Source organism: Vibrio sp. SCSIO 43009, from assembly GCF_023716525.1.
Lineage (GTDB): Bacteria > Pseudomonadota > Gammaproteobacteria > Enterobacterales > Vibrionaceae > Vibrio > Vibrio alginolyticus.
In genome coordinates this window covers 106,235-124,273 of the sequence record NZ_CP071844.1, presented here as the reverse complement: position 1 = coordinate 124,273, position 18,039 = coordinate 106,235, and the positions used below count along the sequence as shown (strand labels likewise).

24 protein-coding genes are annotated in these 18,039 nt (G+C 43.8%); 20 read left to right on the top strand and 4 right to left on the bottom strand.

Going from position 1 to position 18,039, the window contains the following annotated elements; translation table 11 throughout:
* Window positions 1-264: 264 nt before the first annotated feature.
* Together J4N43_RS24515 and J4N43_RS24510 are read left to right on the top strand one after the other, a co-directional pair.
* Window positions 265-1,182 (top strand): hypothetical protein, encoded by a 918-nt coding sequence (locus J4N43_RS24515; protein ID WP_017634068.1) that lies wholly within the window; start codon window positions 265-267, stop codon window positions 1,180-1,182.
* Between the two features lie 89 nt (window positions 1,183-1,271).
* Entirely contained in the window at window positions 1,272-2,348 is a 1,077-nt protein-coding gene (locus J4N43_RS24510) for a replication initiation protein (protein ID WP_054579113.1), read from the top strand.
* Window positions 2,349-4,139: 1,791 nt separating this feature from the next.
* Here J4N43_RS24510 and J4N43_RS24505 read toward each other — a convergent pair.
* Window positions 4,140-4,385: a hypothetical protein gene (locus J4N43_RS24505; RefSeq protein ID WP_017634070.1), complete on the bottom strand. Its 246-nt coding sequence runs from the start codon at window positions 4,383-4,385 to the stop codon at window positions 4,140-4,142.
* A gap of 127 nt (window positions 4,386-4,512) precedes the next feature.
* Here J4N43_RS24505 and J4N43_RS24500 point away from each other — a divergent pair, with 127 nt between their 5' ends.
* From J4N43_RS24500 to J4N43_RS24435, 14 genes are all read left to right on the top strand, one after another.
* Window positions 4,513-4,944: a hypothetical protein gene (locus J4N43_RS24500; protein ID WP_017634071.1), complete on the top strand. Its 432-nt coding sequence runs from the start codon at window positions 4,513-4,515 to the stop codon at window positions 4,942-4,944.
* Window positions 4,919-5,221 (top strand): helix-turn-helix domain-containing protein, encoded by a 303-nt coding sequence (locus tag J4N43_RS24495; RefSeq protein WP_017634072.1) that lies wholly within the window; start codon window positions 4,919-4,921, stop codon window positions 5,219-5,221. The genes J4N43_RS24500 and J4N43_RS24495 overlap by 26 nt, the downstream gene beginning before the upstream one ends.
* Before the next feature lie 3 nt (window positions 5,222-5,224).
* Window positions 5,225-5,716 (top strand): single-stranded DNA-binding protein, encoded by a 492-nt coding sequence (gene ssb / locus J4N43_RS24490; RefSeq protein ID WP_170894063.1) that lies wholly within the window; start codon window positions 5,225-5,227, stop codon window positions 5,714-5,716.
* A 3-nt stretch (window positions 5,717-5,719) separates the two neighbouring features.
* A complete protein-coding gene (locus J4N43_RS24485) occupies window positions 5,720-6,019 on the top strand; it encodes a hypothetical protein (RefSeq protein ID WP_054579110.1) in 300 nt (99 codons plus the stop codon).
* A gap of 89 nt (window positions 6,020-6,108) precedes the next feature.
* Entirely contained in the window at window positions 6,109-6,489 is a 381-nt protein-coding gene (locus tag J4N43_RS24480) for a hypothetical protein (protein ID WP_017634075.1), read from the top strand.
* Between the two features lie 2 nt (window positions 6,490-6,491).
* Window positions 6,492-7,220, top strand: a complete 729-nt coding sequence (locus J4N43_RS24475) for a VRR-NUC domain-containing protein (RefSeq protein ID WP_054579109.1) — start codon at window positions 6,492-6,494, stop codon at window positions 7,218-7,220.
* Between the two features lie 26 nt (window positions 7,221-7,246).
* Window positions 7,247-7,945, top strand: a complete 699-nt coding sequence (locus J4N43_RS24470) for a hypothetical protein (protein WP_017634077.1) — start codon at window positions 7,247-7,249, stop codon at window positions 7,943-7,945.
* Window positions 7,946-8,064: 119 nt separating this feature from the next.
* Window positions 8,065-8,334, top strand: coding sequence for a hypothetical protein (locus J4N43_RS24465; RefSeq protein WP_017634078.1), 270 nt, complete (start codon window positions 8,065-8,067; stop codon window positions 8,332-8,334).
* Window positions 8,313-8,636: an HU family DNA-binding protein gene (locus tag J4N43_RS24460; protein WP_017634079.1), complete on the top strand. Its 324-nt coding sequence runs from the start codon at window positions 8,313-8,315 to the stop codon at window positions 8,634-8,636. The genes J4N43_RS24465 and J4N43_RS24460 overlap by 22 nt, the downstream gene beginning before the upstream one ends.
* Window positions 8,636-8,932, top strand: a complete 297-nt coding sequence (locus tag J4N43_RS24455; RefSeq protein ID WP_017634080.1) for an HU family DNA-binding protein — start codon at window positions 8,636-8,638, stop codon at window positions 8,930-8,932. The genes J4N43_RS24460 and J4N43_RS24455 overlap by 1 nt, the downstream gene beginning before the upstream one ends.
* Entirely contained in the window at window positions 8,925-9,158 is a 234-nt protein-coding gene (locus tag J4N43_RS24450; RefSeq protein ID WP_252094219.1) for a hypothetical protein, read from the top strand. The genes J4N43_RS24455 and J4N43_RS24450 overlap by 8 nt, the downstream gene beginning before the upstream one ends.
* A complete protein-coding gene (locus tag J4N43_RS24445; RefSeq protein ID WP_252094218.1) occupies window positions 9,136-9,369 on the top strand; it encodes a hypothetical protein in 234 nt (77 codons plus the stop codon). The genes J4N43_RS24450 and J4N43_RS24445 overlap by 23 nt, the downstream gene beginning before the upstream one ends.
* Before the next feature lie 537 nt (window positions 9,370-9,906).
* Entirely contained in the window at window positions 9,907-10,068 is a 162-nt protein-coding gene (locus J4N43_RS24440; RefSeq protein ID WP_017634083.1) for a hypothetical protein, read from the top strand.
* Window positions 10,069-10,125: 57 nt separating this feature from the next.
* Window positions 10,126-10,290 carry a hypothetical protein gene (locus J4N43_RS24435; RefSeq protein WP_170894064.1) on the top strand — a complete coding sequence of 55 codons (165 nt, stop codon included), beginning with the start codon at window positions 10,126-10,128 and terminating at the stop codon, window positions 10,288-10,290.
* Window positions 10,291-10,773: 483 nt separating this feature from the next.
* On the opposite strand, the gene J4N43_RS24430 is transcribed toward J4N43_RS24435, so the two are convergent.
* Together J4N43_RS24430 and J4N43_RS24425 are read right to left on the bottom strand one after the other, a co-directional pair.
* Window positions 10,774-11,250, bottom strand: coding sequence for a metal-dependent hydrolase (locus J4N43_RS24430; protein WP_155486347.1), 477 nt, complete (start codon window positions 11,248-11,250; stop codon window positions 10,774-10,776).
* The gene (locus tag J4N43_RS24425) at window positions 11,247-11,642 is read right to left on the bottom strand and encodes a hypothetical protein (protein ID WP_054579108.1); all 396 of its coding nucleotides are present in this window, start codon (window positions 11,640-11,642) and stop codon (window positions 11,247-11,249) included. The genes J4N43_RS24430 and J4N43_RS24425 overlap by 4 nt, the downstream gene beginning before the upstream one ends.
* A gap of 307 nt (window positions 11,643-11,949) precedes the next feature.
* Here J4N43_RS24425 and J4N43_RS24420 point away from each other — a divergent pair, with 307 nt between their 5' ends.
* Both J4N43_RS24420 and J4N43_RS24415 read left to right on the top strand, forming a co-directional pair.
* Window positions 11,950-13,344 carry a hypothetical protein gene (locus tag J4N43_RS24420; RefSeq protein WP_252094217.1) on the top strand — a complete coding sequence of 465 codons (1,395 nt, stop codon included), beginning with the start codon at window positions 11,950-11,952 and terminating at the stop codon, window positions 13,342-13,344.
* A complete protein-coding gene (locus J4N43_RS24415; protein ID WP_252094216.1) occupies window positions 13,337-14,833 on the top strand; it encodes a terminase in 1,497 nt (498 codons plus the stop codon). Before J4N43_RS24420 ends, J4N43_RS24415 begins: the two co-directional genes overlap by 8 nt.
* Before the next feature lie 108 nt (window positions 14,834-14,941).
* On the opposite strand, the gene J4N43_RS24410 is transcribed toward J4N43_RS24415, so the two are convergent.
* Complete coding sequence (locus J4N43_RS24410; protein WP_017634088.1) at window positions 14,942-15,829, bottom strand: hypothetical protein; 888 nt, start codon at window positions 15,827-15,829, stop codon at window positions 14,942-14,944.
* Window positions 15,830-16,873: 1,044 nt separating this feature from the next.
* Here J4N43_RS24410 and J4N43_RS24405 point away from each other — a divergent pair.
* Window positions 16,874-17,332, top strand: a complete 459-nt coding sequence (locus J4N43_RS24405) for a hypothetical protein (RefSeq protein WP_054577250.1) — start codon at window positions 16,874-16,876, stop codon at window positions 17,330-17,332.
* Window positions 17,332-17,961 (top strand): tyrosine-type recombinase/integrase, encoded by a 630-nt coding sequence (locus J4N43_RS24400; RefSeq protein WP_053307330.1) that lies wholly within the window; start codon window positions 17,332-17,334, stop codon window positions 17,959-17,961. The genes J4N43_RS24405 and J4N43_RS24400 overlap by 1 nt, the downstream gene beginning before the upstream one ends.
* The last annotated feature ends 78 nt before the right edge of the window (window positions 17,962-18,039 follow it).

Genomic DNA, 18,039 nt, shown 5'->3' with positions numbered 1-18,039 from the left:
GCTTTAAGCGGCTAACTTAAAGCGTCACGACAAACGAACTTAAGGAAAGTCATTATGCCGTAATGAATTAGACCGAAGCCTAATCAGGCGAGACATTTAGTTGGCGACTAATGCCTCAAATGGTTAGTAATTAGTTTAACAGTTTAGATTGAGCATCAATCTCAGCGAATGTTAACACAAATTACACCACACTAAAGCAGGTGTAAGTATAACGTTCAAAGAGATCGGTGGCAAATTTTTACGCCTTTTTTTTGAGCAAATTTTATGCAAAACACACCGCTTTTACTGCATCCTTGCTACTGGAAGTCAGGATTCAGAACCCAAGCCTCCAATATCAAAGCCAATAAACCGTCGGCACAACGTAAACTTGCTTGCCTACTAGAAACTATCTCAAGCCATATTCTTAAGCATGGCCATACCTGCTTTGCATCAACTACTCGATTGGTACAGGTCTACAACGAGAACTGCGATCGCTATGGTTGTCGTCCAACCACTTTTGACACTCTCAAAAAACAACTGAAAACAGCAGAAGACTTGAACTTAATTGTCCGAGAACAGAAGCCAAACAATGCAACAGGTCAGAATCTACGTCACATCACTCTATGCGTAGACGCCATCCAAGAAATGTTCGCTGGCGCATACAAATACGCGCTACAAGCTGCACAAAAGCGTTTTAATAGACAGAAACGGCACTCAGGGGGGGCTTCTGTGGAAAAAACTCTTGAGGCCAGTGCTGACAAGGCTTGCGAGCAATCAGACAAAAACAAAAATGGCACTATAAATACAAAAGATCTCTCTACAGAGAGTAAAAATAAAATTAATAACGGTATCCCGTCTGATTCTTGGTTTTTGAAGATCTTCAAACGTGACGCTGACGAAGTAAAACAACTTCAACTAGCAGCTAAGCAAGGCCGCCTATCAGCTAGTGGAGCTCGTCGTGTTATCAAGCTGTACAACAAGCACCAACAGCCTTTAGCGCCTAAGTTCGTGTCATACCTTAAGTTTGTGATTGCTAGCTGGCACAACAAGGCTGCAAGCGCCGTGAAAGCTAGCGTGAACAAGGTTCGTGATACAGCCACCATGTTAGCAGAGTACATGAACACCATTTCCGAGAAAGAGTCTCAAGGCTTAGTTGAATACTATCGTGACGCAGTCGGGCGAGTACAAGTCAGGTATCTGTAATCACTGCTTGATGTGAGTATTTCTATACATGCGTGACCTAAAATGTGTCATAATTACCTAAATCTTGTTATTTATGGATGTGCATTTGCATGAGTGATGAAGAATATTTCTACCCTGCGGTAAGCGATAACCTCCCGAAACATATCAAAAAAGGCCATCAACTGGTCTTTAGTCGTCAAGATCTATCCGCTAGGGAAGCAGATATGTTTGCGTTGATGATTGCACATATGAAACCAAGTGATTGGGAGCAGAAAACACCACACTATGAGTTTACTTCACATCAATTATCAGAGTGGTTAGGTGTTGAGTCTAAACATATCGGTAGCAACTTAAGTCCAGTAGCGAACCGCCTAGCTAGTCGAAAAATCGGGATAAAGGTGGAAACCCCGAAAGGTGATATTGAATTCGACTATAGACCTCTTTTTAAACATATAGCTTATAAACACGGCATACTTACGATGGTTCCTAACGATATGCTCAAATCAGAGTATATTGAATATAATCAAGGATTTGCTCTGATTAATACTCGCAATTTCTTTGAGGTAAAGAAGGAGTATTCTAAGCGCTTGTACGAACTGCTTAGTCGCTTCAAAGACAAGGGCTTTGAAATGCATGCGCAAAAGCTTAGTGAACTGAAAGGAATATTTGGGCTTTTGGACGAATCAGGGAAGCTGAAAAAAGATAAAAGTTCCTTCAAAAACAACAGCGTATTTATGAAACGTTGTATCAGGGAAAGCATTAAAGAACTTTCTGAACACCCTCAGATTAGCAAAGAGCTTCTATTTTTAGAAAGCAGCCAAGGTGATAAGGGTTTTGAGGTTGTAAAGAAAGGTAGAACCATTACTGGAATCAAGTTTCTCTTCCGGTGGGTTAAACTAGGTTCAATTGATGAACTAAATCAACACGATGCTCTTAAGACAATTCGACAACTTGAATTGAAAAGGCTTCAAAACCAAGTCAGACTCACCGAGTCTGAACTAGAATCACTTGCCATCGCGTACCGCTATGTGGGTAAAGAAGACCACGCTCTTAAAGTTGAAGCTAGCTTGTCAAAGCGACACTCAGAAAAAGAGCAACAAAAGCATGATGATGGAATGCATGAATTAGAGTCGTTAATGGAAAAGATAGATACCCTTTCAGAACTAACCGATACACACGATTACTGATAGCTAACAAGTTTTAGGTCATGGGCTCGATAGATGACATTTTCTAGGTTGAAATGAGCTATGTGACACATTTTAGGTATATGGGAGGGAATTCGACGTGATCATTGACTCGAAAGTAGAAAAAACCGGACAAGACTCCTATACAACCATCTCACACACCTAAAATATGTCATTTAAGAACAGAAACACCTAAAACCTGTTATCCAATCACCTGATATATGATCACTTTCACCTAGATTATGTAGCACTAAAGCCTATAAGAAGATCACAAACACCTAATAAATGATCAATTAAACCTAGATCTTGTTACTTAAAGACCTAAAAAAAGATCTTTAAGCGAGTTAAACCGCATTAAAATCAATACGTTACGATTCCTATAGATCTTATAGTTCTATAGTTTCCATAGATTGATATAGTTAAATATAGATCTTTATAGCGTATGTGGATAACTGGAAAATCAAAGATTTACACAGTTTCCCACATACACAACAAGTTTTTGTTGTTTAGATGAGTTAATGATCCTAGCTATAGACAACGGCATGCTACAACGAATAGCGGCCGCATTTGTGTGAGTTCTTGACAAAAACACGAATTGACAGGAAATATTAATTATTGGATAGTTGTAAGTGTGCTCTAGAAGCAACAATGTACTTCTAGAGCAGCAGCGTTGGTTAACCGAATAGTGCTTGCACTATAACGGCGACGAGATTGATTATCGCTATAATCAGTTCAATTAAATTTACCATTTGTTCCCCTGATAAGGCTCATGGTGAAAGACAACGCACAAGGGTTTTTGATGGTGGCCGCCATCGTTTACCCGCATACACGAAGTGAAGCTTTCTAGCTGCTTCGAGCTTGGTTGGTGATTACATAATTACCTCCTAATTAATTAAAGGTTGGGTTCTTCGAATCCAGCCTTTTTTTATATTCTTCACACAATCAAGGTTATTAGGGAACGTTTTGTTCCAAGTCTTGCAGTGCCGAGTATTCCAGACTTTTTGCTAATTTTGCAAACGCCCAAACGAGTTGGTTATCTCTTTCAGGTTAAGGCGTATGAAAACTCCCAAGTCCTTATGTCCCATTGTGATCAGATAATTCCCCTTTCATAAAGAAACGCTTTGAAAAATATTCATTTCTCTACATGAATCGGGATATGAGCAAGGTTTTTATCCAATAATTCATGTTCATTTTCCCTTTCTGCTTGATGCTAACCTCAAAAGAAAGTTGCCGCTTCCAGCAGATGGGTTAGCGCATTCAATATATTGCTGTTAACTCATCTTATCCTGTTAAAAACAAAAATGCTTCCCCGTACAACTTAAGTGGTTAAGCTTCCTATCATTTTGGCTAGTTTTTGCCCACTAATTTCTAATTAGCCTAAGTGTTGGCAGTATTAAACTCAACTATTTGACGTCGATAAGATGCTAAACGATCTGGAGTCATGGTCACGTAAGGCATCTGTTTTTTACTATACCGTTATTTAATGATTACGGAACCTAACGGACGAGGTTTCTTGATGAACCAATTCAAACTAGCTTTCGCGATTGATGCTTTTTCAATCCTTCATCTATATTTGTAACGCGACAGTATTATTGTTTTGTTTGGTTGGTATTGTTTATTTTTGTTGCTATTTTGTGTTTTCTGTTATTCCGAATGGGAAATTATTTATCTATGATTTGTAACTTTATATATACATTAAATTTTTGAGTATTCGGATTAGATATTGGATAAAAAAAGCTTCTAGTTTCCCCGAAGCTTTCCATTACTCTTATCCCGATAGCTAAACGTATCCGTCTATGCGAGGTGGACTTCATCATCATCCACTTTGAAAAGAGAAGTGTTTAACTTGCTAAGTAGCTTGTCTACTGGGATTTCCCACATTTTACACAATTCATTTAGGTTGTTCTGACCGCTCTTAATTGCATTGGCCAAAGCGAAGCCTAAGACGCTGTTAGAGGTGTTGGTCATGTACTCCTTAACGTCTTCTTGGATTTGGTTGTGAACTTTTTTGCTGCTGTTCTCTGATACTTTCTGATTCATTATATTATTCCGTTTTCCTGTTTCTGATATAAAAATACATCATTTCGGTTTTTGTATTGGTGATTTTTGAATTGTTTTTTAATCGGGTTTATACTGAATTAAAAAATTTACTTGTTCGGAATTATTGATGGGTGAAATAATTTCTGAAATTAAGCGATCTCAACTGGAACAACGGCAAAGAGAGCGAGACAAAAGCTCACCATCAATCCTGGATACATTCGAGGGCATAGAGCCTACGGACGAACGCGAAGCTCTGGCGAACCGGTTACAAGATGCCGATGTGACATTGGACGACAAACCGGATCGCTGCCCGACTTGCAATGGCACAGGTTACACCAAGTCGTTATTTAGCAAGTGGGAGTGCTGTAGCTGTTTTGGGACTGGTTACGACCTTTCCGATCCGGTTGCCGTTATCAAGTGGCAAAAGCTCTGCCTCGATTGGTCAAAGAATCGGTTATATGAATATCGCGTTGCATTGATTAAGGGGACTACAACCGAGGAAGAACGACTAGCAAGTGAAGTGGAGAGCTTCTATGAAAATGCGAGACGCAAAGACTAAACAGGCCGCTCGAATCCAATCGCTTGAGTATAGACAGCAACGTGCAGCGCGAATCAAGCGAGCGAGACGGCATGCAGATTTAACCATACTCGAAATGAGCAGGTTAATCGGGTTATCACCAGACACTTATCGAAAAATCGAGAATGGCGAAGTGAACCCAAGGGTGCAAAACCTAGAACTGATAGCTGTCTACACAAGTACAGACGTGGGTTATTTGTTCTTTGGTGATGCGATTTCTAACAGAGACGAAGCGGTAAAGAGAGATACCGGAGAATAACGAATGGCTTCAAGAGGCATTAACAAGGTCATTCTGGTTGGTAACTTGGGGTCAGATCCCGAAATCCGATACCTGCCAAATGGCGGCGCAGTAGCGAATATCACGATCGCTACATCCGAAACTTGGCGCGATAAAGCGACAGGGGAGAACCGAGAAAAAAACGAGTGGCATCGAGTGGTGTTGTTCGGCAAGTTGGCCGAAGTAGCGGGGGAGTTCCTACGCAAAGGGTCACAAGTTTACATCGAGGGTCAATTGCAGACTCGCAAATGGAAAGACAAGCAAGGCCAAGACCGTTACAGCACAGAGGTAGTAGTTCAAGGCTTTAATGGCGTGATGCAAATGCTTGGCAATAGCCGAGCTGGTGGCCAGCAACAACAAGGCGGTTGGGATCAATCTCAACAGCAATACGGCGAGCCACCAATGGATTTTGACGATGAAATACCGTTCCAGAACGAGTTTCGTCATTACAAGATGCTGAGTTACGTGGCGGCTTGAACGGTGAGTAAGCAAAATTTAGCGTTAGCAACTCAAGACGACTTACTGATTGCATTGCGTCGAATGACCACTAAAGCGCTTATGGAAATGCGCGAGGCGACAGGCGAAACGGATTTTACGGACACACCAAGTGCTTTTTATTTCAGTAACCGTGCAATCGCGGCAGAAGTAAACGGGTGTTCGGGTCATGTGGCCGAACTAATCCAAGACAGCTACCTCGACTACGTTCACAAAGGTAGCGAAATACTGGTTTGGCTGGATGACTTAGAAGAACGCCTAGAGCGCTTTGCTAACCAAGAATAAAACACTTTAACCCTATTCCCTTATCCCAATTTTTGAGTAGTAGAGAAATTGCCCGATGAGCGATGTTTTTACTGTAGAGCTTCCTTGGTGTGCCAGCTATCCAAGATGACTCAACCTATTGGGACGTGCTTGGAACGTTATGGAAAGCGCAAGGCTCGCACCAACATCAAGGTGTGTGGTCGTCCCTGTTTACGTGCCCGAGACGCAACAAGCACAAGGTTATGAAGTCGTCAGAGCGCAAGGCGTTCGCCAAGCTACCCAAGGTGATCACTGCCTACCGCGCTATCAATGACGAATCCGAAATCGAAACTGCACTTTGTTGGACGCTATCTGAGGACATTGCTAAGCGTGTTTTCTCTCAAGGAGGCCGCCGCAAGGTGGTATCTAAGCAATTCACCAAGGACGAGGTGTTTGCCTACTTCAACCGCCGTAAGGAGCAAGAGATTTTAGTTGTACAAGGGCTTATCTAGTTATGGCCAGAGCACCACGATTCGATCACTCTTTTCTCGCAAACCAAGTTGCTAAGCGCAAGAAGTGGAAAAGCAAAGGCGTGAAAGCTGGCCACGGCGGCGACTTCAATATCGATGCAGCACTTAACGAGATTAACCGTTCTGTTAATCACATCATCAATCCGGTATCGATAAACGTCCCAAATACTGCGCTGGTGGACAAGTCAGAGCTACCAGCCTGGCTTATCCGTATTCTTGAGAAAGACATTGACGTTGCGCGCGCTGCGACACAGAAGAAAGTGGAACTGGATTCACCACACAAAACGCGCCTTGCACAAGGGATTAAGCGCCCGAAAGAGTTTAACGACACGAAGCTGGCCGAACACTGGTTACAGGTGCGTTTGTTCTACACGTTAGAGACGCAGTACAAGGACATTTACCCGCTGGTTTTCTCAATCCCTAATGGTGGCTACCGAACACCTAAAGCGGCTTCGATGATGAGCTATGAGGGACAAAAGAAAGGTGTGCCAGATATATTTTTTCCTATCCCGAGAGGGGTGTATCACGGGTTCTTTTTGGAGGTGAAAACGGAAGAAGGTCGCCCAAGTAAGGAACAGCAGGAAAAGATAAAAATGTTCCAAAATCTAGGATATTACGTGGTTGTGGCCAAGGGGTTTGATGAGTGCATTTGTCAAATTAATAGCTATCTCCAATTGCCAACATTTGATAACAAAACTAGACTAGCCGCATAAGTATATAAAAAGGGCTTAGTTATCTCATGTTAGCGAGTGAATACCACAGCATTGGCCAAAAGCCAGTTGATTTAGACGTGTTAGAAGCAACAAAGGTAGTCCGTAACTTCCTATGCGATTACCTTTACTATGACAAGTTGTTGCTAAGCTATGCTCCCGCAGGGGAATTTGGTAGCGCTCAAGCGTATCGTTGGCTTACTGGTGGTCATATTTGTGACTACGATGCTACTGGCGACACAATTGCACCAAGAGAGAAGATCAACTATCGAGTCATTAGAATGCTATTCGATGCTGGTCTAATCAAAGTAAAAACCAACATCCGAACGCCACATACTCGCTGCGTTATCTTTGAATGGGTTCGAGACATTAAGAAATATCGTCGTGAAATCCTCCGTACTAAAATCTTTGGCGAGAATGTTTACCTCACTAGCGCAATGATTGATGCTACAGCGGCGCAATATGGTCTGACCGTGACGTTTGTCGGTGCGAGAGGTGTCTTTGAGATATTGGATGGTAATGGCAACTCAATCCCGAACGGCCAAGCCAAGAACACCTACATATTCATGAATAGTGTTGGTGAGCCAGTAGGCCGACTACGTGATATGTCCTATTGGGAATGGGAACAATACTTATACGACACAGCGACACGCGCCAAGCTGCGCAAAACGCCTCTCAAAGTTCGTGATGGCATGCGCAGCCACTTTTCGGAGTTCAAACGAGCTTAACGCCAATCCTTGATCATCTTTCCACAAATGCCGCCTATATGGGCGGTATTTTTTTGTATTAAAAACAGAAATCGTGTTCGGAATATTTACTGTGTGTTCGGAATGGTTATAATCGTCTAATGGCAGGACGTAAACCCAAGAAAAACGCCTTAACCCCTCAGCAGCGCTGGAATCGTCATCTTGCCAAGATGGCTAGGTTTGACATTAAACGTCAATACTACCGCGCCAGCGCGACACAACGAGAGCAAATTAGGCGACTCCAAATAGAACTTGGCTGTAGCAGTCGAGAAGAACTGGTTCTTTACGCCATCAATCTTCTAGGCCAACAGCACGGAATTTATCTGAAAGATATTCAAGAGGACTTAGCGTGTCTAAACAAAAAGCCGTAGGTAAGCACGAACTGATCTCAGCAATGAAAAAAGAAACGGGCGCATTACGTGAAGAATGCGAGCTGGTTTTTGATGCCTTTATCGAAGAAATCTCAACTCAAACCATGATTGAGGGCAATGCTGTATTGCTTAGTGGTTTCGGTACGTTCGCACCTCGCCTTAAGAAAGCGCGAGCTGGCCGTAATCCAAAAACGGGAGCACCAGCGATTGTAGCTGCGCGAGACAAGCTGACTTTTAGTGCATCGGATGTATTCCGCGATGAGCTGGCAAGCAAGGTAAACGAGATCAAGGGGGCACATTAATGAGTACACGCTTAAACCGAACTGACATTGAAAGAAACATTTCTAAACGCCTTGGCTTAAAGCTTACTGGTGATGATGCAGAGCTGGTGGGCGATTGTCTGGATGCAATGATCAATCACATTCTGGTTGAGATTGCGAAAGGCCGTGAGGTGCAAATTCGAGGCTTTGGCCGTTTCCGTCACATAGAGCGTGAACGCACAACCATTAATCCGGCGACGAAAGAGCGCTTAGGTGTCAAAACCGAGCACAGCGTATTGTTCTCTGCTTACAAGGACATGGTACGCGTCCATGAATGATAGTAAGGCAATTGGGCTACGTGTCTTTATCGGCTCCGTTCGGCTACTGGCTATAACCATTGTGTTAGCGCTGGTGGCTGTTGTCGGTATTGGCACATACAGCTTTTATGGATTGGTGGTCTATCCAAAGATAGAGCGAGTGAAGATTGATTTGGACGCAGAGCGCATTACTGTAGCGGCCAAGAGTGGGGAGAAGTCAGAGAATGGCGCACCTAGTCAAAAGTAAGACCGTCGAGGGCGCAAAGAACAAATGGGTGACTCGTTGGGACTATTTCTTTGATGCTCAATTCCTCTTTCGACGTGATACCGGAAAACAGTTTGTTTTAGACGTGGCCGCCGAGCCACAAACCGCCAAGGCGAACCGCTTCTACGTGGCTCCTGACTGGATTAACGAACAGCCGAGCTTAAGCCAAAACACAAGGCAGCTCAGCTCCTAAACCCTGTTTGTGTTGGGTTCGATGGCCTACAAGGTGAATGGGAAGATGGCTGGTGGTGCAATCCTCCGTTCGACCTTAAGTTTGAGTTTCTGGAAAAGGCGCTAGAACAAGCCAGAAAAGGCCGTGAAGGCATGATGTTGTTACCACATGAAGAACTCACAACGTGGTGGCTGGACTTGGTTGAGGGCTACGCCTCTTAACGCGCTGTGGTACTTCTTTCTGATAAAGATTGGCTACTATAAAACACTCAAGAAAGCCACCAGAAAAAAGCGACAGAAACAATCTTTAAATGGGTAAAAATAACAAAATGAAATGCAAACTAATATTGTGATATGTTCGGAATGAGTTTAGTATTATTCCCATAGGACAGTGACGGATACGACTTCCTATACGGTGCGCTTGTCTAATAAGGTTGTGCAAGCGTTGTAGGGTAAAACCTACAGGCTCCCAAAGAGGGCAAAGGGTTGATCTTCGAAAGAGGGTTAGCCCTTTGTTCTATCTATCCCCTACCAAAGAGCGCCTATATGAGCAGGCACTATGAGAAAAGTCCACGAACTATTCTGGCATCGCAAACACGACCGCATCCTTAAGCGAGAGCTGGCCAAGGATAAGCTGTACACCAAAGAGCTGGATAACTCCTTACGCAAGATGATTCACGAAATAAACAATCACCTTAAGCAAACTGAAAGCGTCAGCTAGATTGAGTGGAGTAAAGAGCATAGTATTAACAAAGCGATGCACTACAAAAGGTGAAGCATGCGTACTCAAGCACAAAAGAAAGGTAAAACAGTTCCCAAGGCGACTAAGAACAAAAAGAAACGCTCATTGTTTACAGAGGCAGAGCTATTGAATGGCTTAAATGCCCACACGGCACATAGTGATGAGCTAGCCAGTGTTTCTAGTAAAGAGCTAGGCGAGTAGCTAGGTAAAAAATACTTGAAACTAGCATTCCGAACGGATAAATTTATGTATACGCGAGTTAAATAGTTACCATTGTGACGACCGTGTTTTCCTTTAAAAATCTTAGACAACTGTGCTCAAGCGCCTTTGGTTATTCCATTGGCGCTTTTTTCTTGATTTTTCGAGGTAAGTATCAATATAATTGCCTTGTTTTCGTGTGAAGCGTACAGCTTCGGCGAGTGATTCAAAGAAGGTTTGCAAAAGAGCTGGTAGAAATACTGGCTCTTTTTATGTGTCGTGTTTCAACCTATTGAAGAGGCATTTTTAGTGTTCTATATTTACCTCGCTCGCAAGAAAATGGACGTGGATACTCCAAAATATAGATGGCCAATTGATTGGTTATTGAATTACCTGTTATTGACAACTCCTCAAAATCAAAAGGCCACGGTAAAATGTGGCCTTTTCTTATGTTAAAAACATCATTTTTAAAAAGTCTATTCGGAATTATAAAGGCCGTAAAAAACCAACTAAAATACACGCTACCGAGAAAATGAATACGCATGTGATTCGCTGGTGGCTCCCCGAAGCGAATAGATTCAAACAGTACCTATCAAATGGGGTAAAAATCGGCACTGGTTGGCGGTTTAACACATCCCCAAGCCAATGCGACACACAACCGCATCCAAATCCACACAGAATCGCACCTAGAATCGTGCTGGTGGCTTTTAACGCCTCAATGGGTATTAATGTGCCCCCTATCGCTAAATGATAGCCATAAACCGTTACAGCGAGCCATATCGAAAGGATGTGGGTGTAAGTTCGGTGCGGGATTCTGTCAAATTCAAGCCAGTCCGGTGCGCTCGAACCGCTTAAGCAACCAAGAAATGCCAGGATTGAATGCAGTGGTGTTGTGTCTGCCATTAAGGCGAGAGGAACGGGCGCAAAGCACAGTGCGCCCCAAGCGTGTCCAGTTCGGCTCATTCAGCTTCGCATCGAGCGCAATACGCATAGACGATGGCACTCATCGCTATGGTTCGATTGCGGTAGTTGGTGGCCAATTTCTCAAACGTCTCTGCAACTTCGGGGTCAATCCAAGGACTGATTTGTCGTGCCCCTACTAGGTCGCCCTCGATTACTTCGGGGTGCTTTTCTGGTAGTTGGTTTGGATCAGTGTTGTTGATGGCCAACTGATACAGCTCGGTCAGGGTAATTCCGTTCTGTTCGCATTGTTCGCATGCTTTTGCGTGAGCAAGGCGTGAAATTCGCACTTGAAGTAGCGTTAATCCCTTTTCCCGTTGGCGGGTTCTAAACATGGCTTGTCGTGCTTTGGTTTTGGCTTTGTGTCTGAATTTGATGCGCTCGGGTGCTTTCAAGGGGGTATTCCTTTCGTCACGTAGCGCGTTGTCTTGGGTATGGGGGAAGGTGGCTAGTGAGATAACGCAGCCAATTACTATATCGTGCCGCAGAATCAATTGTACATGAGTAGCGTTACTCACTAGCTGGCCATGATTATATGCAGAAAATCGTTACTGTAAATACTATTTAATGTCGCGTTATCAAATTTTGTCTTTAAAACATTATTGACAATTAAATTATTTTTTAACTGGCCTAGTTCGTGTTGTTGTCACCTGTTTGAACTCTGTATTATTCCGAACGTAACAAAATGAATGGGGTTTAACCGTGTCCGGCAAGATTGACTATCAGGCTCACCAACAGCAGTTTTGGGAGCAGTTAGAGAAGCAGCCGACTTTGACGCTGGCCGAGTATTGCGAAGCCAACGGATTGAAGTACGGCACCGCTAAGCGATATATAAAACGGCCAGCCAAAACGGGCGGCAAGTTCCAACCGTCCGTTATGCCAAAAATCAAAGCGAAAAAGACCAGTCAGGGCAATGACTGGCATTCCCTTTTGAAAGAATTTCTCGTGCGTGGCGCTCAAAACCCAACGCTCACGATGGCCGCTTTTGCGAAAGATAAAGGGGTGAATGGTGCGACATTGCGCCGCCAGTTTAATTCCATGCGATCGCTGCCCGAGTTTGATCGATTATTTGATCTTTACGATGAGCAATTAGCGAAATTTCAAGAAGCGAAAAACGACAAGAAGAAAAAAAGAGCTGATAAATCAAAGTCCAAAGAAGCGGGGGCAACTGCGCAAGCGCAAAGTGCGCAAGGCGATCGCGCGAAAACAGGGGGTATTGGATCACTGCGCAAGCCGCGATCAGTTGAGGGACTTTCGCAGTATTCCAGTGCTCAAGTGGGTCGCCCTGTTGTGCATGGTGGTTATGCCCGTAGTGCGGGTATTACTGGCGAAATCATGGATATTCTCATGGATACCGATCCGCTTTCGGTTTGCAACGAACTGATTATTGCCCGTTCGCAGTATTACCGAATGAATGAGACGTTAGCTAAACGCCTTAAAGAGATCGATGAAATGGAAGAAAGCGGAGACATTCCGCTCGATGACGAAAACCAGCCAGTAGACATAAACGCCATGCGTGACCGTCTCATCTTTGGCTATGGCACCAGATTGCGTGAACTGGAATTGAGTATTTCCACGATGGCCAAACAAGAGGCCAAGCGCTACATCGATTTGCGTAAACAGGAATACGCTGAATTGATGATGCCACACTTACTGCCAGCGGAAGAAACCAGCCTAGTAATAGAAATGCTTTCTCTGCGCACTAAGAACAACTGGACAGCCTTAGAGACGTGTCAGCAAATCGAGAAGTTAGGCGCACGTCCACCAGCAACGCTATTGCATGAAGCTAAGGTAGAACTAGCGAACCTAGAGCCAGAAGTAGACGACACTGGTATCAGTGAGCAAGAGCTGGATGAGCTGTTTGATGACTACACGTTAGAGCAGATTGAGCAGCAAGATAACTGGCTACCTGCGCGCAAAGAAGAAGTAAACCGACGAATCAAAGAAGCCGAAGACCTAGAGAACGGCGTAGAACCTACCCTATCCCCATCCCAAATACAAAACGAAGCCGCTAAAGAGCAAGCCTATGATGACCTCGATAACGAGGGAGTGTCGGAGTTTGACGATGTAGACAGCTTCGAGGTACTTGGTGGCTAGACGAATAAAGAGCGTAACACAAGATCCCCGTTACCCTGCCCTAGTTAAGCGGTATCGCTATGACTGGAAACGCCTCGCTGTTGAGCTAGTCGGTAAGAAGCCGAGCTGGCAGCAGCGCAAAATCATTGATAGTGCTCAGCGTATTGGTGCGCGAACGACTGTCAGCTCTGGCCACGGTACAGGCAAGTCAGACATGACCAGTATCATGATCATTGCTTTCATGCTCTGTTTCCCCAATGCGCGTATTGTGCTGGTGGCGAACAACGCGAGACAGGTACAAATCGGTGTATGGAAGTACCTAAAATCCAACTGGAACACGCTCTTACAAAAGCATGGTTGGTTACAGCAATACTTCACCATTACCGAGACAGCCTTTTTTGAAAACTCAGCAAAAGGTATCTGGCAAACCAGTGCTAAATCGTGCCGTATTGGTAACGAGGAAGCGCTAGCGGGTGAACACGCTAAACACTTGTTTGTCATTGTCGATGAGGCGTCAGGCGTCTCTGACAAGGCTTTTGGTGTGTTAGCGGGTGCATTGACCGAGAAAGATAACCGAATGCTGCTATTGAGCCAGCCAACGCGCCCTAGCGGCTATTTCTACGATACGCATCACCGATTAGCCGAGCCTAGTGGTCGATGGCGAGCCATCCGGCTTAACTCCGAGGAATCGCCGTTCGTAACCGTGGAATTTATCCTCGATAAGCGATTGGAGTATGGCGGTCGAGAGGCACCGGAATACCTGATTAAAGTACGTGGAGAGTTCCCAAGTTCCATTGCTGGCATGCTGCTTAGTCGGGATGCACTGGACAAAAGCGCAAGGCTCAACCTCGATATGCCCGATGGTTGGGGTTGGGCTGCGCTGGTGGACGTGGGTAATGGTCGTGACCGCTCGATACTCAATATCTGCAAGGTTTGGGGTCAACGCATGGAGCGCATCGTTAAGAGCGTGAAATTGCTTGAACAACCAAGCACGGTCGATCCGGTTCGGTTCGCTGACATTATCCATGCAGAGTGTAGTGAGGACTTGTACCCAAACATCACGATAGCGGTGGATAGTGACGGTGTAGGTTATGACACGGCGACTTGCTTAGAACGCTACGGACGGCGCGTACAGCGCATTCGTTGGGGTAAGAAGATGCACTCCACCAGCGATAAGCAGCGTTTCTTTAACCAGCGTGCGTATGCCAATGTTATGGCTCGGGATGCGATAAACCAAGGCCGCATGCAGATAGATAAGAACGTCAAGACGGCAGAACAAGGCAGTAAAATACCTTGTGCAATCAACGAGTCAGGCCAATGGGTAATGATGCCAAAACCGATGATGAAAGAGAAAATGAACATCCCATCACCTGACCGTTGGGATACATACTGTTTTTCTCAATTGGTAGATTATGTGCCGCACGAAATGGAAGTAACAGAGAGCATGCTAGAGTCTCGCAGTTCAGTAGAACAATGGGTACTGGAAGCGCTTGAATCGGACGATGCTTAATTCCGTTGGTGCCAACATATAAAAGTAATATGAAAAGGTGGCGATACCGTTAAATATCGCCACCAAATCACCAATCAAAGCGGAACAACAATAATTTAGCTTAAAACCTTAGTTCACTAATCCATCGAACTGCGAACGTGCTTTGCTTTCGTTCTTGCTTCTAAGCTCTTTTCTGGCTTCACGAATAGCGTCAACTTCGCTTTCTATATACATATTAGCGTTAGGGTACAGTACCGACTTAAAAGCATTCGCTTCATCGAATATCGAACGTCCCTCAGTGGTGTTGTTCGTGATTAGCACATCGTGATCTTTACAAGAGCGATGCCTAATTAGAACAAGGCCACCAGCGTTAACGTGAACCTTTTTAGCTACGCGAGAAATGCCACCATTGTTGCCATCATAGGTATGGATGATAGCTACAATGTCATTGTGTTCTTGACCGCGCTTTCTAAACTCAACGTCTGCATTGTCTTTGAAGTATTTCAATTCATTCAATGCAGTGTTTTTATTGTTAGTGAGCTGTTCTTTCTCATCTTCTGGAAGATCGTAGGAGAGTTTACGGTCGAGGTCGCGTAGGTATGCTTCAAGTCTTTTGGCTAGACGTGCGCCAGTGACTTTCTGGCTGCTAGCTGCTTTATTAATTGTGATGTTAACGCGACGGACGTTCTCAATTACGGTCGTCTCTTTAAATGAGTTAGATGAGCTGTTGAAGTATTGAGGTGCGCGCTCTAAAAGCTCTTTATTGGCTGATTTCGCGGCCTCAATATACTCAAGTAAACGAGTGGTTGGATTACCGCGTTTTACTACAGCTACGATGCGATCATTGAATAGTCCACTATCTTCTTTGCCATCTATTTGTTCGGAAAAAGTCGCGCGGTGCTTCAAGGCACGTTTTAGGCGCGCATCTGCCGTTTGTTTGTTTGCAAGTAATTGATTAAGTGTTTCTATATCAATAGCTTTTAAATCTTTAATTTCAGTATTTTTTTTATTAATCATGGTGAACGGTTGCTCCAAATTACATTGGAGGATAAAGGTTACACTCCATCCCTGAGCGTATGCGAGTAACGAAAAACCCTACCTTTATCCTTAATGCGTAGCATACCGTTTTTGTGTTCGGAATTAAATAAAAAACGAACAGAAGAACGTTATAAGTGTTGCTTTTTAAGCGAAGAAGTGATCTCGAACGAAGTTTAATACGTCATCACGATTAATGGATGAATTGCATAGTGCGTTCGGATGCGATTGGATAAGATGCATCATGCAAATGTCGGTCGCGTCATCGAGGAACGAGCTGCTAAATACATCTAGGGACAGGTCACATTTGTCTAGTATTTCGATTGGAATTAATTGATTCAACGTGCAGTGCATATCTATATCTCTTAAGCCAATTGACTGGATAGCCAATACGTATATAGCTCTGATTTGGAAAGAGTTTAGGGGATTCTCGCCAGCCGAGCTGATGTTCGCGGAGTATTATGAGACTGTGATCTTTGATTGTCTAGATATGCAAAATAATGCAAACATATCGTTACTAGCAGTTAGGTTTTGAGAACGTGACCTATACCGCATAATAATTGAGGATATGCATATTTGTTCGTTTCGCGTGACGACGTAACACCGTCATTATATTTCCAAAGACGGGTAATTGTCGTAGCGAGTTTCAAAAAACCTCTTTTAGTTTCAGTTCTAGACAGAACTGAAACTAACTTATCCAATGTTTTGTCGCTGGCCATCGACGAAAAAAGACATAAAGTCCAATAAAAACAACAACTTATCAAATATCTAAGATTGCTTTCTAATCCTGGCATTTTGTGTGAATGAACCTAAATATTCCATAGGAATATTGATAAAAAATGACTTCTTGCTGGTGGTGTTTTGAGCGCTATTGCGTTATTTGTCAAAAGTTGATTAGTCGGTCACTTCTGGAACCCTTCGTGCTTTTAATTTAAGTATTCCGAACATAGTTGAAAAAGATATTCCTTTGGAATATATTGTATTCCGGGCAAACACTGGCATTTTGCCAAAAAAGGATCAGAAAAAATGTTTAAAAAAAATGAATTGGTGTCGCTTTCGGATGAGTGGGCGAGTAAACGCAGTGCCATCCAAGAGCGCCACCACGACCTTATTCTTATCTCTTTGGATGAGCTAATTAATGAATGTGGAGGCCAAGAACAAGCCGCCGCCATCATTCGCAATTTCTACGGTTTCCCTTGTGTGCAAGGCACGATCAGCAAGGCTCGAAAAGGTAATAATGCGCTAAAGATTCGCTCTCAACTTCGCTTTGCCATAAACACAATTAAAGAAGCTCAAAGCATCCAAGCACAAACCAAGATGATCAATCACTTTGGCCGCTTACCTGTTCACCACGACTTCGTGCGTGTCGATGGCGAACTAGGCTTATTCTTGGGATTTAGCTTGTTATCTCGAACCCTACAAATTCAAGTGTTCGTTGGTGGCGAGTTTAAAACGGTTAATGCTAATCACGTGGAGTTGATCTAATGGCTGCTTTCCCTGCGCGTGACTTAGACGAGTTGGAAAAAATAATCCGTTTAATGGATGACATTAACCCACTTATCTCTATGATGATTGAAATGGAGGTTCGTACAGGTTTACGTTATTGCGACATTTCGAAGCTAAAATTCAGCGATGTGATGATAAATGGCGTGATCCGGTCTTCATTTAACATTGTTCAATCAAAAGGTTTTAAAGGCCGTATGGCCCGAGGTAAGAGCGAAAAAGCCGCTAAAGAGGCCGCTCGAATCACCATTCACGTTAATGCCGAACTGGAAGAACTAATTAAACGTATCTACTTACACAATGGCCATAATGAGTTGATGTTTCAATCTAATCACCACTTGGCCAAAAAGGGCAATGCGATCAGCATCCAGTATATCAACCGAGCGTATAAGCGCATAGCAATGGAGTTGAGATTGCCATATCAGCTATCAACACACTCGATGCGAAAAATGTACGCCATGCTACTGCTTGAAAAGAAAGCTTCTTTGAAAGTGATTAAGGACGCGCTTGGTCACTCTAGTGTTGCCGTGACTGACCACTACTTAAGAACGTTCCACGACGAAGCGAAAGAGTACACAACAGGCATTTCATTAAAACCAAAGGCAGAATAAAGGGAGGGGAAATTATGTGTAAGGCTCTAATGAACGCGAACTTACGAGTAAACGAATTTAAGCTTCGACAACAGGAAT

What these genes read in the sequence shown, in the direction of transcription:
- J4N43_RS24515 (WP_017634068.1), top strand. Translation starts at nt 265, where the DNA reads ATGCAAAACACACCGCTTTTACTGCATCCTTGCTACTGGAAGTCAGGA.
- J4N43_RS24510 (WP_054579113.1), top strand. Translation starts at nt 1,272, where the DNA reads ATGAGTGATGAAGAATATTTCTACCCTGCGGTAAGCGATAACCTCCCG.
- J4N43_RS24505 (WP_017634070.1), bottom strand. Translation starts at nt 4,385, where the DNA reads ATGAATCAGAAAGTATCAGAGAACAGCAGCAAAAAAGTTCACAACCAA.
- J4N43_RS24500 (WP_017634071.1), top strand. Translation starts at nt 4,513, where the DNA reads ATGGGTGAAATAATTTCTGAAATTAAGCGATCTCAACTGGAACAACGG.
- J4N43_RS24495 (WP_017634072.1), top strand. Translation starts at nt 4,919, where the DNA reads ATGAAAATGCGAGACGCAAAGACTAAACAGGCCGCTCGAATCCAATCG.
- ssb (WP_170894063.1), top strand. Translation starts at nt 5,225, where the DNA reads ATGGCTTCAAGAGGCATTAACAAGGTCATTCTGGTTGGTAACTTGGGG.
- J4N43_RS24475 (WP_054579109.1), top strand. Translation starts at nt 6,492, where the DNA reads ATGGCCAGAGCACCACGATTCGATCACTCTTTTCTCGCAAACCAAGTT.
- J4N43_RS24470 (WP_017634077.1), top strand. Translation starts at nt 7,247, where the DNA reads ATGTTAGCGAGTGAATACCACAGCATTGGCCAAAAGCCAGTTGATTTA.
- J4N43_RS24465 (WP_017634078.1), top strand. Translation starts at nt 8,065, where the DNA reads ATGGCAGGACGTAAACCCAAGAAAAACGCCTTAACCCCTCAGCAGCGC.
- J4N43_RS24455 (WP_017634080.1), top strand. Translation starts at nt 8,636, where the DNA reads ATGAGTACACGCTTAAACCGAACTGACATTGAAAGAAACATTTCTAAA.
- J4N43_RS24450 (WP_252094219.1), top strand. Translation starts at nt 8,925, where the DNA reads ATGAATGATAGTAAGGCAATTGGGCTACGTGTCTTTATCGGCTCCGTT.
- J4N43_RS24445 (WP_252094218.1), top strand. Translation starts at nt 9,136, where the DNA reads ATGGCGCACCTAGTCAAAAGTAAGACCGTCGAGGGCGCAAAGAACAAA.
- J4N43_RS24440 (WP_017634083.1), top strand. Translation starts at nt 9,907, where the DNA reads ATGAGAAAAGTCCACGAACTATTCTGGCATCGCAAACACGACCGCATC.
- J4N43_RS24435 (WP_170894064.1), top strand. Translation starts at nt 10,126, where the DNA reads ATGCGTACTCAAGCACAAAAGAAAGGTAAAACAGTTCCCAAGGCGACT.
- J4N43_RS24430 (WP_155486347.1), bottom strand. Translation starts at nt 11,250, where the DNA reads ATGAGCCGAACTGGACACGCTTGGGGCGCACTGTGCTTTGCGCCCGTT.
- J4N43_RS24410 (WP_017634088.1), bottom strand. Translation starts at nt 15,829, where the DNA reads ATGATTAATAAAAAAAATACTGAAATTAAAGATTTAAAAGCTATTGAT.
- J4N43_RS24405 (WP_054577250.1), top strand. Translation starts at nt 16,874, where the DNA reads ATGTTTAAAAAAAATGAATTGGTGTCGCTTTCGGATGAGTGGGCGAGT.
- J4N43_RS24400 (WP_053307330.1), top strand. Translation starts at nt 17,332, where the DNA reads ATGGCTGCTTTCCCTGCGCGTGACTTAGACGAGTTGGAAAAAATAATC.